The following is a 14,583-nucleotide window of genomic DNA, read 5'->3' as shown; positions in this document are numbered from 1 at the left end:
GTCACGGAGCGAGTTTAGCCGGGCGCCTCGCCGCGGCTGCGCCGGAGGTCGGGCGACGAGCGCGGCGAGGCGCCCGGCTAAACTCGCTCCGTGACTGAGATCGAGATCGGGCGCGCCAAGCGCGCTCGCCGCGCGTACGCCTTCGACGACATCGCGGTCGTGCCCAGCCGCCGCACCCGCGACCCCGAGGTGGTCTCGGTCGACTGGGCGATCGACGCGTACCGGTTCCGGACGCCGATCCTCGCCGCTCCGATGGACTCCGTGGTGTCGCCGGCGACGGCGATCACGCTCGGGCGCCTGGGCGCTCTCGGCGTGCTCGACCTCGAGGGCCTCTGGACGCGCTACGAGGACCCGGAGCCGCTGCTCGCCGAGATCCGCGAGCTCCCCGCCGAGCGGGCGACCGAGCGCATGCAGGAGATCTACTCCGAGCCGATCAAGCCCGAGCTGGTGACCGCCCGTCTGGCCGAGATCCGCGCCGCGGGCGTGACCGTCGCCGGTGCGCTCTCGCCGCAGCGCACCGCGGAGCTCTACCAGACCGTCGTCGACGCCGGAGTCGACCTGTTCGTCATCCGGGGCACCACGGTCTCGGCCGAGCACGTCTCGCGCGGCACCGAGCCGCTGAACCTCAAGAAGTTCATCTACGAGCTCGACGTCCCCGTCATCGTCGGCGGGGCCTCGACCTACACCGCGGCACTGCACCTCATGCGCACGGGCGCCGCGGGCGTGCTCGTCGGCTTCGGCGGGGGAGCGGCGTCGACGACGCGCGCGACCCTCGGCATCCAGGCGCCCATGGCGACCGCGGTGGCCGACGTCGCCGGTGCTCGCCGCGACTACCTCGACGAGTCGGGCGGACGCTACGTGCACGTCATCGCGGACGGCGGCCTCGGCACCTCCGGCGACATCGTGAAGGCCGTCGCGGTCGGTGCCGACGCCGTCATGCTGGGCTCCGCCCTCGCCCGTGCGACCGACGCCCCCGGCGGCGGCTGGCACTGGGGCCAGGAGGCGCACCACCCGCAGCTCCCTCGCGGCCGCCGCGTGCAGGTCGGCACGGTCGGAACCCTCGAGCAGGTCCTCTACGGCCCCGCGACCGGAGCCGACGGCACCGCCAACCTCATCGGCGCCCTCCGCCGGTCGATGGCCACCACCGGCTACTCCGACCTCAAGGAGTTCCAGCGCGTCGAGGTCGTCGTCGCCCCCTACCAGCCCAGCTGACCCTCGGCCTCCGCTCCGACGGAACCCCGGACCGTCGAGGGAGCCCGCACCAGCTGGTTCCCTCGGCCGTTCGGGGTTCCCTCACTGCGTCTGACGCCGACGCGGGCCAGGCGGACGAGCAGGGGGCGGACGTCGTAGGCGTCGCGCCACGACCAGCGGGCGAAGCCGCGTACGCACGAGCGGATGCGGTCCTCCCGGCGCTTCTCGGCGAGCAGGACCTCCTCGGGCGTGCGCCCGTTCAGGAATGCGGCATCGGAATACTTGTGATCGCCGTCGGCCTCACCGACCGCCGCCACCTCGTCGAAGAAGAAGTCGACCACCCCGGCCCGCCCCTCGGCGTCGTGGACCGGGTGCTGCAGCACCGGCGCGGGCAGCCCGCCCACGTGCATCGCCACGCGGCTGATCGACTCGAGCGGTGTCTCGGAGGCGGCGTCCGCGAACGCGATGACCGCGGCGCTCGCCGTCCGGCCGCGGGAGCCGGGCGGCAGATCCGCGTGCCGCTCGAGGAGCTCCTCGCGCCGGAGGAGAGGTCGGCCGTCGTCGTCGACGAGGCGCAGGGCGTAGTCGGCCGCGACGACGGCGCGACGGAAGGACGAGAACCGCGCGAGATCGAACACGGTCTGCGCGAGATCCGATACGGCGAGGCCGTCGATGACCGCGAGCGTCGGGAAGCGCGCGCTCCGGTGCTCGGCCACGCCGTTCCGAGTCCGGCTGCCGACGTCGGTCGCTCCTTCGACGTGGACGACCGTGGCGAGCGGCTCGACCAGGGGGAGGCCCCACACCGCCGCGGCCGATTCCCGGAGGAAGAAGGGCGACGACCACGTCTCCGCGACCGCGTCGATGCGCGCCCGCTGCCTCTCGTCGACCGAGGCCCGCGCCCACGCGTCCGCTTCTACGTACACACCCCTGCGCAGACGCACGAACGCGTCCGACCGCCCGCACGCTCCGTCCCGGAGCAGTTCCACCGCACTCATGCCCTCGACCCTGGCCCGCGTTCTCCTCCACTGGTGCCGGTCCGCCCTCGTCTGTGGAGAGCACTCCAGGCCCTGTGGACAGTGAGGGAACCCCGAACCGTCGAGGGAGCCCGCAACGACTGGTTCCCTCGACGGTTCGGGGTTCCCTCAGCAGAGGGACGGCTCCGCGTTCCTCCGCGGGCGAACGGAGGGAGGGAGGGGAGCGGGCGCGCCTAAGCTGGAGGCATCCGAGTCAGGAGCGCCGCAGGGCGCGGATGGAGCACGCATGGTCGAGGTCCGCAGGGTCAAGCTGCCCGGTGTCGGAGTGCTGCACACCTTCCTCACCGCCGACGGCGGGAAGGTCGGCGTCATCGCCCACCGCTCCGGGCACAGCGACCTCATCACCTTCGCCGAGGGCGACCAGGACGGCGCGAAGGTCTCCCTCCGCCTCAGCGACGACGAGGCGCACACCCTCGCGGAGCTGCTCGGCGGCACGCAGATCACCGAGTCCCTCACCGCGCTGGATCAGATCCCAGGCCTGTCGATCGACTGGTTCACCGTCGACTACGACGACCACATCGCGGGCCAGCAGCTCGGCAAGCCCGCCGACCGCGGCATCGTCGGCCTGACCGTCGTCGCCGTGGTCCGCGGGGACGCGGCCAACCCCGCGCCCGCGCCCGACTTCCGCGTCTTCCCCGGCGACACGCTCGTCGTGGCCGGCAGCCCCGAGAAGGTGGCCAAGGCGTTCGCCTTCTTCCGCTCGGGAGCCTTCCCCAAGACGGCCGACGCACCCGGAGCCTGAGGATGCACCACGGTGAAGACCTCATCGTCCTCGGGATCCTGTTCGTCGTCGCCTACGTGCTCGGACGCCTCGGGCGGACCATCGGCCTCCCGGCGATCCCCATCTACATGGTCGTCGGGCTCCTCGCGAGCCCGAACTTCCACTGGTTCCCGCTCGAGTTCGAGTCGACCTACATCGAGCTGACCGCCGTCTTCGGCCTGATCCTGCTCCTCTTCAACCTCGGGCTCGAGTTCGACCAGGACGAGTTCTTCGGCAACGCGGGCCGGCTCATCCTCTCGGGCGGCACGTACATCGGCGTCAACATGGCCGTGGGCCTGGGCTTCGGCTTCCTGCTGGGCTGGGGGAGCCAGGAGGCTCTGATCGTCGCCGGCATCACGGCCACCAGCTCGAGCGCGATCGTCACGAAGCTCCTGATCGAGCTCAAGCGCCTCGCGAACCCCGAGACGCCGATGATCCTGGGCGTGACGGTCGTCGAGGACATCTTCATCGCGATCTACCTGGCCATCGTCTCGGTCGTGCTCTCGGGCGAGACCGAGCCGTGGCCGGTGATCCTGAAGCTGCTGATCGCGTTCGCGTTCCTCGTCGTCATGTTCTCGATCGCCCGCTGGGGCGGCAAGGTGGTGTCGCGGCTGTTCCGCACCCGCGACGACGAGCTGTTCACCATCCTGTTCTTCGGTCTCGCGCTGCTGTTCGGCGGCATCGGCGAGGTCCTCGGAGTCACGGACGCGATCGGGGCGTTCCTGATCGGACTGGTCATCGGCGCCACCCGCTACCGCGCGCGGGTCGAGCACATCGCCATCCCGCTCCGCGACGTCTTCGGCGCCTTCTTCTTCGTCAACTTCGGTCTGGGGCTCGACCCGAGCGCCTTCCCCGACGTGGTCGGGCCGGTGCTCGCGGCGGTCGTGATGACCATCGTGCTGAACCTCGGCGCGGGCCAGTTCGTCGCCTGGCTGAACAAGCTCGGTCCGCGGGCGGGTCTGAACGCCGCGTTCATCCTGCACAACCGCGGCGAGTTCGCCCTGATCCTCGCGACGCTGTCGCTGTCCGCCGGTCTCGACGACCGGATCCAGCCCTTCGCCGGTCTCTACGTGCTGATCATGGCCGTCATCGGTCCGATCCTCGCCTCGAGGTCCGAGAGCATCGGGCAGTTCCTCTCGGATCGGCGCCCCCGGCCGCGCCGAGCGGCGGCGGAGCGGGGCGCGCTCGCCGAGGAGGAGTTCGCGCTGGTCGAGGCCGCGATGTCCGACGATCCGGAGCCCGTGCGCACCGGGCCGACGCGGACGGCACCCGCCGCGACCGGACCGGTCGAGGTCCCGCCCGCCCGTGGGAGAGAGCGCGACGAGCTGGACGACGAGTTCCCGGACCCGATGCGCCAGGCTCTGATCGACCAGGCGATGCAGCAGTCCGACGGTGCGGAGACCGACCGGCCGCGCAGGCCCGTCGAGCCCGACTACTGATCCCGGGGAGCTCCCACGCTCACGGGCTAGGCTCGTCGGGTCCACCCGGCGGCACGCCCCGGGCGGGACGAGCGGATCCGGCACGAGCGAGGGACGAATGACGCAGAGCACCGTGTGGCAGGTCGCCCGCCGCCCGCGCTGGATCGGCGCCCTGGTGCTCGCGCTCGTCATCGCCGGTCTCTTCGCCGCCCTCGGGCAGTGGCAGGTCGGCCGAGCCATCGACGCGGCGGAACCCGACGACGGTCTCTCCGAGACGGTCGTCCCCCTGGACCGGGTGGCAGCCCCGTCCGCACCGATCACCGCGGAGGCGGACGGCCAGCGCGTCGCGGCCGAGTCCGTCCTCGTGCCCGGCGGCGCCGAGGTCATCGGCGGGCGGCTGAACGCGGGGGAGCCCGGCTGGTGGGTCTTCGCGCGCACGCGCACGAGCACCGCCGACCTCGTCGTGGCCTATGGTTGGACGGCCGACGAGGTTCAGGCGCGCGCCGTCGCCGAGCGCCTGAACTCCGCAGAGGAGTCGGCGCCGACGCAGTACACCGGGCGTCTCGTGGCGAACGAGGCGGCCGAGGCGCCGGAGGAGGGAGCGGATCCGCTGACCCTCACCGCGCTCTCGATCCCCGCGCTGATCAACCGCTGGCCCGATCCGCCGGCCGACGTCTACCAGGGCTACATCGTCGTCGACGAGCCGATCGCCGGCCTCGAGGCGATCGACTCCCCCGCCCGGCAGCAGGACCTCTCGCTCAACTGGCTCAACGTCTTCTACGCCGTCGAGTGGGTCGTCTTCGCCGGCTTCGCGCTCTACCTCTGGTACCGCCTCGTGCGCGACGCGTGGGAGCGGGAGATCGAGGAGGCGCTCGACGCCGAGGAGGCCCAGCGCGCCCCCGCTCCCTCGACCGCACCGTAAACTGGACCCCATGCCCCTCGAGCCCAAGCCCGCGCAGTTCCCTGCGATCCGGAGCGCTCTGCGCTTCTACCGGGTGACCTCGATCATCACGGGCGTGATGCTGCTCCTGCTCTGCGCGGAGATGCTCCTGAAGTACGTGCTCCACCTCGAGCTGTTCGCCTTCGGGCAGCAGGGCGTGCTGAACCTCGCTCCGATGTACGAGGTGCCGGGCGGCGAGTACGAGTCCAGCGGCACGGGAGCGAACCTCTCGACCGGGATCCTCATCGCCCACGGCTGGTTCTACGTCGTGTACCTCTTCGCCGACTTCCGCCTGTGGAGCCTGATGCGGTGGCCGTTCAGCCGCTTCGTGCTCATCGCGCTCGGCGGCGTGATCCCGACGCTCTCCTTCTTCGTCGAGGGGCGCATCGCGCGCGAGGTCGAGCAGTACCTCGCGCGCCGCACCGCCGGCACCGATCCGAAAGCCCCGACCGACTCCGTGGAGGCCCCCCATTAGCGAGCAGCAGTCCAGCCCGCAGCCGACCCCTCAGCTGTCCGCGCAGCCCGTCCTCGTCGTCGACTTCGGCGCGCAGTACGCGCAGCTGATCGCCCGGCGCGTGCGCGAGGCCAACGTCTACTCCGAAATCGTGCCCTCGAACGCCACGGCGGCCGAGATCGCCGCGAAGTCGCCGGTCGGGATCATCCTGTCCGGCGGCCCGTCCAGCGTGTACGAGGAGGGGGCGCCGCAGCTCGACCCCGCGATCTTCGACCTCGGCATCCCGGTCCTGGGCATCTGCTACGGCTTCCAGGTCATGGCGAAGGCCCTCGGCGGAGAGGTCGCGAACACCGGCCTGCGCGAGTACGGGGCGACCGACGCCGCGATCTCGACGGACGGCGGCGTGCTCCTCGGCGAGCAGCCCGCCGACCAGACGGTCTGGATGAGCCACGGCGACTCGGTCGCCAAGGCGCCGGAGGGCTTCGACGTCCTCGCCTCCACCTCGTCGACCCCGGTCGCCGCCTTCGGGAGCGATGCGCGCCGCCTCTACGGCGTGCAGTGGCACCCCGAGGTGAAGCACTCGACGCACGGCCAGGCCGTCATCGAGAACTTCCTGCACCGCGCCGCCGGCATCCCGAACGACTGGAACTCCTCCAACGTCATCGAGGACCAGGTCGCCCTGATCCGCGAGCAGGTCGGCTCCGGCCGCGTCATCTGCGGCCTCTCCGGAGGAGTGGACTCGGCCGTGGCCGCCGCGATCGTGCACCGCGCGGTGGGCGACCAGCTGACCTGCGTGTTCGTCGACCACGGTCTCCTCCGCAAGGACGAGCGCCGGCAGGTCGAGGAGGACTACGTGGCCGCGACGGGTGTCCGCCTGGTCACGGTCGACGTCCGCGAGCAGTTCCTCGACGCGCTCGCCGGGGTCAGCGACCCCGAGCAGAAGCGCAAGATCATCGGCCGGGAGTTCATCCGCACCTTCGAGGCCGCCGCCGAGGCGCTGGTCCTCGAGGCGCAGGGCGAGGGCGCGTCGATCGACTTCCTGGTGCAGGGCACGCTCTACCCCGACGTGGTGGAGTCGGGCGGCGGCACCGGAACCGCGAACATCAAGTCGCACCACAACGTGGGCGGCCTGCCCGAGGATCTGCAGTTCACCCTGGTGGAGCCGCTGCGCACCCTCTTCAAGGACGAGGTCCGCGCCATCGGCCGCGAACTCGGCCTGCCCGAGGTCATCGTGGGCCGCCAGCCGTTCCCCGGCCCGGGGCTCGGCATCCGCATCGTCGGCGAGGTCACCCAGGAGCGGCTCGACCTGCTCCAGGAGGCCGACGCCATCGTCCGCGCCGAGCTCACCGCCGCCGGCCTCGACTCCGAGATCTGGCAGTGCCCCGTCGTGCTGCTCGCCGACGTCCGCTCGGTCGGAGTGCAGGGCGACGGCCGCACCTACGGCCACCCGATCGTGCTGCGCCCCGTCTCCTCCGAGGACGCGATGACCGCCGACTGGACGCGCCTGCCCTACGACCTGCTGGCGCGCATCTCGAACCGCATCACGAACGAGGTGAGCGGAGTGAACCGCGTCGTGCTCGACGTGACGTCCAAGCCCCCGGGAACGATCGAATGGGAGTGACGCGGGCCTCCGCACGGCCATCTGCGGCGTTGTCGTCGGGCGCGGTACTTCCAGTACCGCTTCCTCCTCCGCCTTGCAGCTGACCGTGCGGAGACCCGCGGCGGAACAGCGGTGGACGGGCTCCTCAGGGGGCCCGTTCGGCGTTTCCGGGGCAGGGGTCAGACGGCGCTGTCGACGACGCCGACGAAGCGGGTGCCGATGCCGTCGTACTCGTCGCGGCGGTGGCCCTCGGGGTGGTGCGGCCACTCGTCCGGGGAGTGGTCCTCGCAGACGAGGAACGTGAAGTCGGGCCACCACTTCTTGGGCCGGGCGGCCTCGGACCGGCTGCAGATCGCGCAGTCGAGGGTCACCCAGACCGGGCGCTTGCCGGTGCGGTTCTCGCGCGACTGGACGAGCCAGGGCGGCGGGTCCTGCTCGAGAGCGGCGAACTCCTCCTCGGTGAGACGGGCGCCGAGTCCGTGGCGGGCCGCCATCTCGAGGGGGATGTCGAGGCGCTGGGCGGCCTCGCGTCGCGTGATCATCGGCCCACTTTAGCCCAGCGCCGGAGTGCGGACCCCGGCCGCGGGGCGCAGCGAGGCGCGCGACAGGAGCCACTCGAGCGGGCCCTGGCCGACGAACCGGCGCCAGAGCATCGCGAAGGCGACCGAGCCGAGCACGAACACCAGCAGGAGGGTCCAGCTGCGCCAGGCGTCGAAGTCGAAGGGCTCGTAGGGGACCAGGTAGACCGCCAGTGCCACCAGCTGCAGGGAGTAGATCGTCAGCGGCATGCCGCCGACTGCGGCGAGCGGAGCGGCGAGCCGCCGGAACACGGCCGAGCGCTGCCCCAGTGCCGTGAGGAAGCCGATCGCGACGGCGGCGACTCCGCCCGCGCCGAGCAGCTCGGCGGTGGTGCTCGCGTGGGCCTCGACGCTCTCGGCACCGCCGATCGCCATGCCGCCGCCGTAGCCGACGACGAGGGAGACCGCTCCGCCGAGGACCAGCCAGCGCTGCGTGGTCGCCGAGCGGATGTCGCACCGGGCGACGAGGAGGCCGAGGACGACGTAGGCCAGCCAGGACGGCACCGGGTAGTACTGCGTCAGCCAGACGAGGGGCTGCTCGGCAAGCAGTGCGGTGTCCGGCGGCAGCGTCCGCAGCCAGGCTCCGCCGGTCACGACGAGGTCGTCGACGATCACGGGGCCGAGGACGGCGAACACGACGACCAGCACGGCGAGCAGCGTTCGGGGCAGGAAGAGGACCAGGGCCGTGAGCGCGAACATCACGCCGTAGTGGGGCAGGATCACGGCGATGGGCGTGCCGAGCAGGGTCAGCGCGACGCCCAGGGCGAGCAGGTAGAGCCCGCGGAGGAGGATCGAGCCGGTGTCGCGCCCGGGGCGCTCGGAGCGGCGTGCACCGCCGGTCATCAGCCCGATCGACACCCCCGCGAGGACCGCGAAGAGGACCGAGCTGCGGCCGTTCCAGATCATCTCCTCGGTCACCGGAGCGAGATGGGCGGCGAACATCCCGAGCACGGCGATCCCGCGGGCGACGTCGAGGCCGACGATGCGGGAGGAGGAGGCGGTCACGGATCCATGCTGCCAGGCGGGCCTGGACGAGGGGCCAGCACCCCCGCAACGACGTCGGGCGCCCGACCCGGAGGTCGAGCGCCCGACGGCATCAGCGGTGCGAGGGCTACTCGCGGAAGATCGCGACGAGTCGCAGGATCTCGAGGTACATCCAGACGACCGTGACGAGGATGCCGTAGGCGCCCGTCCAGCCGTAGATGCGCGGGGCGCGGTTGCGCACGCCCTGCTGGATGAACTCGAAGTCCATCACGAGCGAGTAGGTGGCCAGCGCGATCGCGATGAGGCCGATCACGATGCCGATGAAGCCGGTGCGGAGACCGAAGCCGCCGCCGACGCCGAAGAGGCCGAGACCGAGGTTCACGAGCGAGAAGACCGCGTAGCTGATCATGCCGATGAAGAAGATCTTGTTCAGCTTCGGCGAGGTGCGGATCTTGCCGTTCATGAACAGCGCCAGGGTGACGCCGATCACGATGACGGTCGCGAGGAGGGCCTGGACGACCGCGCCCTCGTAGACGTTCTCGAAGATGCCCGAGATCGCGCCCACCGCGATGCCCTGAGTGGCGGCGTAGCCGAGGATCAGAGCGGGGCTCGGGACCTTCTTGAAGGCGTTGACGATGCCGAGGACGAGCGCGACGATCACGGCCGGGAGCATGAGCCCCGGGACGAACCAGCCGACAGCCGCGCCCGCCAGGAGCACGACGAAGGCGAGAGCCGTCTTCGCGAGGGTGTCCTCGACGGTCATCCGGTCGGTCTCCGTGGAGCTCGCGGCCGGACGGTTGTACATCTGGTCGAGCGTGTCGGACGAGACGTCGGGGAGGTCCTGCACGCGGCCGGCGTAGCCGCGGTTGCTGAACTCCGGACGCCCGAAGGCCGGATTGCTGCTTGCCATGGTTCCTCTTCTCTCAGGTGCGCTGGTGTCCGGTGGAGCAACGGAGCTGAGTCGCGGTGTGGTCGGGATGCTGTGGTGCCGCCGGGTCCTCGAGAGGACTCCGACGATGGGACCACAGTATCTGAGAACAGCTCTCAGAGTCTGGTTGTTCCCCCCGAGCGAACCGAGTCCTCGCCCGTAGGATCGCCGCATGCCCGACCGCTCCGCTCCACTCGTCATCGGCCACCGCGGCGCGAGCGGCTACCGCCCCGAGCACACGCGGTCCGCCTACGATCTGGCGGTCGCCCTCGGCGCCGACGCCGTCGAGCCCGACCTCGTCGCCACCCGCGACGGCGTGCTGGTCCTGCGGCACGAGAACGAGATCTCGGGCACCACCGACATCGAGCGCCGACCGGAGTTCGCCGACCGCCGGACGACCAAGCAGCTCGAGGGGAAGGACGTCACGGGCTGGTTCACCGAGGACTTCACCTGGGCCGAGCTCGCCCAGCTGCGGGCGAGGGAGCGGCTGCCCGCCGTCCGACCCTCGAGCGCCACCTTCGACGGGCAGTTCCCGCTGCTGCGCTTCTCGGACCTGCTCGGCCTGCTCGACCGGGCGGGCGAGGACGCGCAGGGCGCGCCTCCCGGGCTCGTCGCCGAGATCAAGCACGCCGACTACTTCGACTCGATCGGGCTGCCGCTGGACGTGCTGCTCGAGCAGGAGCTCGCCGCCGCCGGCTGGGGCCCCCGAGACCCGAGGCTGACCATCGAGAGCTTCGAGAAGACGGTGCTCGAGCGTCTCGGCGTGCGCGGCGTCGGCACGAAGCGCGTGTTCCTGATCGAGTCGCGGGGAGCGGCGCCCGACCTCGTCGCGGCGCACGGCGCCCGCGCCACTCCCTACGCCGACTTCGTCACCCCGTCCGGACTGCGCAACCTCGCCGGCACGGTCGACGGGGTCAGCGTCGACAAGAGCATGCTGTTCGCCCGGGACGCAGCGGGACGCGTGACGGGGCCGAACGCGCTGGTCGAGCACGCGCACGCCGTCGGGCTCGAGGTCTACACCTGGACCCTCCGCCCCGAGAACCGGTTCCTCGAGAAGGTGCACCGCCGGGGCAAGGAGCCGGCCGCCTTCGGGGCCTGGCAGGACGAGTTCCGGATGATCCTCGCGACCGGACTGGACGGCGTGTTCGCGGACCACCCCGATCTGGCACTCGAGGTCGTCGCGGCCCTCTGATCCGGATCAGCGACCTCCCGGCGCGGATGGAGGCGACCGGGAGTGTTCCCTGTCATCATCGGAAGCCCTCCGCCCGGCGCGCTCGCCGCGCCCCGCCCGCCCCTCGAGAGGAGGGAACCCGTGTCGACCCGCGCCCGCATCACCCGCCGCTGGATCACCTCCGCGGTGCTCGCCGCCCTCGGGGTGGCTCTGGTCTACTGGCTCGCCGTGCTCACCCCGCAGGGCCAGGCCGCCGAGAACTCGGGCCTGCGCGGAGCCGACCTGGTCTTCGGCCGGGCGACGGGGACGGCCGCGGGCACCCTGGCCGACGTCACTCCGGTCTCGATGATCGGCGGGGCCCTGCTGGCCGCGTCGATCGCGCTGATCCGGCGCCGTCCGGCCCTCGCGCTCGCCTCCGTCGGGTCGATCGTGCTGACCGCCGGACTGACGCAGCTGCTCAAGAACGTCGTCCTCGAGCGCCCGCTGCTCGTCGAGACCGACGCCTGGTACACCGGCGGCAGCTTCCCGAGCGGTCACACCGCGGCCGCGGTCTCGGTCGTCTTCGCCCTGGCCATGGTGCTTCCCGCCCGCGGTCGGACCGTCGTGCTCCTGCTCGGCGGCGCAGTGGTGGTCCTGGTCGGCAACCTGACCATGGCCGCATCGTGGCACCGGGCGAGCGACGTGCTCGGCGCCGACCTCGTCGCGCTGGCCTCCGCCTCCCTCGCCTGCGCCTGGCTCTCGACCCGCGCGCAGCTGGGCAGGGCACCGCGTCGCACACCGCGCAGGAACGTGAACAGACTGCTGGTCGTCTGCTCCGTCGTCGTGGTGCTCGTCCTCGCCGGACTCGCTGTGCAGGGCATCCAGTACTACCCGGACGACACGAAGGATCTGACCGCGTTCGCGCTGCAGCAGCTGCTCGCGGTGTCGACCTCGACGATCGCGCTCGTGGGCTTCGCGCTCGCCTGGCGCGGCCTCGACGTGGGTGGTTCGCTGACGGCGTCCGCGGCTCGGCCCCGAGCGGCCTGACCCGGCTCCCCGTGTCGGAGGGTCGATCTACACTCGGAGGGACATGAGCCTCCTCTTCGATCCGAGCGATTCCCGCGCCACCCCGGTCATCGTCGGCGCGCCCGGCGACGGCGCCTCCTTCAGCGACCCGGCGCACGAGAAGCTCGTCGCCGGGCTGAACCCGCAGCAGCGCGAGGCGGTCGAGTACCGCGGGGATGCGCTGCTCATCGTCGCCGGCGCCGGGTCCGGCAAGACCAGCGTGCTCACGCGCCGCATCGCGAGCCTCCTCGGCAACGGCGAGGCCTGGCCGAGCCAGATCCTCGCCATCACGTTCACCAACAAGGCGGCGGCCGAGATGCGCGAGCGCGTCGAGAAGCTCGTCGGGCAGAGCGCGGAGGGGATGTGGATCTCGACCTTCCACTCGGCCTGCGTGCGGATCCTGCGCCGCGAGGCCGAGAACTTCGGCATGACCTCCTCCTTCACCATCTACGACTCCGGCGATCAGCGCGCGCTGCTGAAGAGGATCGTGAAGGACCTCGAGGCCGACTCCCTCGGGATCACCGTCGCGAGCGCGTCCTCGAAGATCTCGAAGCTCAAGAACGAGCTCGCGGACGTCGACTCGTACGCGCGCACCGCGAACATGAGCGACCCGAACGAGGAGATGTTCCTCCAGGTGTTCCGCGCCTACTCGCGGGCCCTCGAGAGCGCCAACGCCTTCGACTTCGACGACCTCATCGCGCAGACCGTGTACCTCTTCCGCGCGTTCCCGCACGTGGCGGCCAAGTACCAGCGGCGCTTCCGCCACGTGCTGGTCGACGAGTACCAGGACACGAACCACGCGCAGTACTCGCTGATCCACGAGCTGACCCGGCCGGTGCCGCGGGCGACGATCGACGCGGCGCAGTTCGACCGTCCGTACCGCGGCCCGGTCACGGCCGACGGGTCGATCCCCGGCGCCTCGCTGACGGTCGTCGGCGACTCGGACCAGTCGATCTACGCGTTCCGCGGCGCCGACATCCGCAACATCGTCGAGTTCGAGCGCGACTTCCCCGGCTGCCGGGTGATCCTGCTCGAGCAGAACTACCGCTCGACCCAGAACATCCTCTCGGCGGCGAACGCGGTCATCTCGAACAACTTCGACCGTCGCGCCAAGAACCTCTGGTCCTCGAGCGGCGACGGCGAGAAGATCATCGGCTACACGGGCTACTCCGGTCACGACGAGGCGCAGTTCGTGGTCGACGAGATCGCCCGGCTGCACGCCGCGGGCACCGGTTACGACGAGATCGCGGTGTTCTACCGCACCAACGCGCAGACCCGTGCGCTGGAGGAGATCTTCATCCGCTCGGCGCTGCCGTACCGGATCCTCGGCGGCACGAAGTTCTACGAGCGGGCCGAGATCAAGGACGCGCTCGCGTACCTCATCACCGTCGCGAACCCCGCCGACGTGCTCGCGCTGCGGCGCATCATGAACACGCCCAAGCGCGGCATCGGCCCGGCCACCGAGGCGCAGCTGCAGTCGTTCGCCGACACCAACGGGGTCACCCTCCGCGAGTCGATGCGCAACGCGGGGTCGCTCGGCATGGGACCGAAGGTCACCAGGGCGATCGTCGATCTGGCGACGCTGCTCGACGAGTGCGCGATGATGCTCGACCCGGGCCGCCCCGAGGGGGAGGCGAAGGTGCACGAGGTTCTGACGGCGCTGCTGACCCGCAGCGGCTACCTCGACATGCTGCGCGCCAGCCGCGATCCCCAGGACGAGGCGCGGGCCGAGAACGTCGACGAGCTCATCGCCGTGACCAAGGAGTTCGCGCGCAACAACCCCGACGGCGGACTGGTGGACTTCCTCACCGAGGTGTCGCTCGTCGCCGCGGCGGACGACCTCGAGGACGACTCGGGCACCGTCTCGCTGATGACCCTCCACACCGCGAAGGGCCTCGAGTACGACGCGGTGTTCCTCACGGGCATCGAGGAGGACCTCCTCCCGCACCGCATCTCCGCGAACGAGCCGGGCGGTCCGGCCGAGGAGCGGCGGCTCTTCTACGTCGGCATCACCCGCGCCCGCAAGCGCCTCTACCTGTCGCTCGCGATGACGCGCGCGCAGTACGGCGAGACGTCGGTCGCGATGCCCAGCCGCTTCCTCCAGGAGATCCCCGGGGAGCTCATCGAGTGGCGCCAGTCGCCGGGAGCGGCGACGTCGCGCGGAGGCACTCAGCCGCGCGCGCTGAACGCCCAGCGCCCGGGCTTCGGCCGCTCGCGCTCGAACACCGAGTTCCGCGAGGCGCTCGCCGCGGCTCCCAAGGCCAGGGCCGAGTTCCCGAACCGCATCACGGGCATGGTCCGCGACAACGGCGATCTCGAGCTGATCGCGGGCGACCGCATCCGGCACACCGACTTCGGGGAGGGCCGGGTGAACGCGGTGACCGGAGAGGGCACCAAGCGCGTCGCGCACGTGCTGTTCGACGCGGTGGGAGCCAAGAAGCTGCTGATCAAGGTCGCGCCGATCGAGAAGCTGTGAGGCGC

General features: G+C 71.3%; 13 protein-coding genes. 9 read left to right on the top strand and 4 right to left on the bottom strand.

Features of this window, described 5'->3' with window-relative positions:
- Positions 1-90 precede the first annotated feature (90 nt).
- Positions 91-1,212: a GuaB3 family IMP dehydrogenase-related protein gene (locus NB037_RS11750; RefSeq protein ID WP_251945969.1), complete on the top strand. Its 1,122-nt coding sequence runs from the start codon at positions 91-93 to the stop codon at positions 1,210-1,212.
- Here NB037_RS11750 and NB037_RS11745 read toward each other — a convergent pair.
- Complete coding sequence (locus NB037_RS11745) at positions 1,197-2,186, bottom strand: hypothetical protein (protein WP_251945967.1); 990 nt, start codon at positions 2,184-2,186, stop codon at positions 1,197-1,199. The two genes, NB037_RS11750 and NB037_RS11745, sit on opposite strands and share 16 nt — an antisense overlap.
- 265 nt (positions 2,187-2,451) lie before the next feature.
- Between NB037_RS11745 and NB037_RS11740 the strand changes: the two genes are divergently transcribed.
- The 5 genes from NB037_RS11740 (at position 2,452) to guaA (ending at position 7,418) form a co-directional block, all read left to right on the top strand.
- On the top strand, positions 2,452-2,967 hold the full coding sequence (locus tag NB037_RS11740) for a cation:proton antiporter regulatory subunit (protein ID WP_207405331.1): 516 nt from the start codon (positions 2,452-2,454) through the stop codon (positions 2,965-2,967).
- A gap of 2 nt (positions 2,968-2,969) precedes the next feature.
- Complete coding sequence (locus NB037_RS11735; RefSeq protein ID WP_251945965.1) at positions 2,970-4,424, top strand: cation:proton antiporter; 1,455 nt, start codon at positions 2,970-2,972, stop codon at positions 4,422-4,424.
- Positions 4,425-4,521: 97 nt separating this feature from the next.
- Positions 4,522-5,325, top strand: a complete 804-nt coding sequence (locus NB037_RS11730; protein WP_251945963.1) for an SURF1 family cytochrome oxidase biogenesis protein — start codon at positions 4,522-4,524, stop codon at positions 5,323-5,325.
- A gap of 10 nt (positions 5,326-5,335) precedes the next feature.
- Complete coding sequence (locus NB037_RS11725; protein WP_251945960.1) at positions 5,336-5,818, top strand: DUF3817 domain-containing protein; 483 nt, start codon at positions 5,336-5,338, stop codon at positions 5,816-5,818.
- Positions 5,814-7,418, top strand: a complete 1,605-nt coding sequence (gene guaA / locus NB037_RS11720; RefSeq protein ID WP_372490746.1) for a glutamine-hydrolyzing GMP synthase — start codon at positions 5,814-5,816, stop codon at positions 7,416-7,418. Before NB037_RS11725 ends, guaA begins: the two co-directional genes overlap by 5 nt.
- Before the next feature lie 158 nt (positions 7,419-7,576).
- On the opposite strand, the gene NB037_RS11715 is transcribed toward guaA, so the two are convergent.
- From NB037_RS11715 to NB037_RS11705, 3 genes are all read right to left on the bottom strand, one after another.
- Positions 7,577-7,939 carry a DUF5997 family protein gene (locus NB037_RS11715; protein ID WP_251945958.1) on the bottom strand — a complete coding sequence of 121 codons (363 nt, stop codon included), beginning with the start codon at positions 7,937-7,939 and terminating at the stop codon, positions 7,577-7,579.
- A gap of 9 nt (positions 7,940-7,948) precedes the next feature.
- Complete coding sequence (locus tag NB037_RS11710) at positions 7,949-8,980, bottom strand: DUF418 domain-containing protein (protein WP_251945956.1); 1,032 nt, start codon at positions 8,978-8,980, stop codon at positions 7,949-7,951.
- A 106-nt stretch (positions 8,981-9,086) separates the two neighbouring features.
- Positions 9,087-9,869, bottom strand: a complete 783-nt coding sequence (locus tag NB037_RS11705) for a Bax inhibitor-1/YccA family protein (protein WP_207405343.1) — start codon at positions 9,867-9,869, stop codon at positions 9,087-9,089.
- A 190-nt stretch (positions 9,870-10,059) separates the two neighbouring features.
- Here NB037_RS11705 and NB037_RS11700 point away from each other — a divergent pair, with 190 nt between their 5' ends.
- The 3 genes from NB037_RS11700 to NB037_RS11690 all read left to right on the top strand — a co-directional run bounded on the left by NB037_RS11700 (position 10,060) and on the right by NB037_RS11690 (position 14,578).
- Positions 10,060-11,079: a glycerophosphodiester phosphodiesterase family protein gene (locus NB037_RS11700; RefSeq protein WP_251945954.1), complete on the top strand. Its 1,020-nt coding sequence runs from the start codon at positions 10,060-10,062 to the stop codon at positions 11,077-11,079.
- 120 nt (positions 11,080-11,199) lie between these two features.
- On the top strand, positions 11,200-12,084 hold the full coding sequence (locus tag NB037_RS11695; RefSeq protein WP_251945952.1) for a phosphatase PAP2 family protein: 885 nt from the start codon (positions 11,200-11,202) through the stop codon (positions 12,082-12,084).
- 43 nt (positions 12,085-12,127) lie between these two features.
- Positions 12,128-14,578 (top strand): ATP-dependent helicase, encoded by a 2,451-nt coding sequence (locus tag NB037_RS11690; RefSeq protein ID WP_251945950.1) that lies wholly within the window; start codon positions 12,128-12,130, stop codon positions 14,576-14,578.
- Positions 14,579-14,583: the final 5 nt, after the last annotated feature.

This window comes from Rathayibacter rubneri (genome assembly GCF_023743255.1).
GTDB classification, from domain to species: domain Bacteria; phylum Actinomycetota; class Actinomycetes; order Actinomycetales; family Microbacteriaceae; genus Rathayibacter; species Rathayibacter rubneri.
This window is presented reverse-complemented; position numbering and strand designations above follow the sequence as displayed.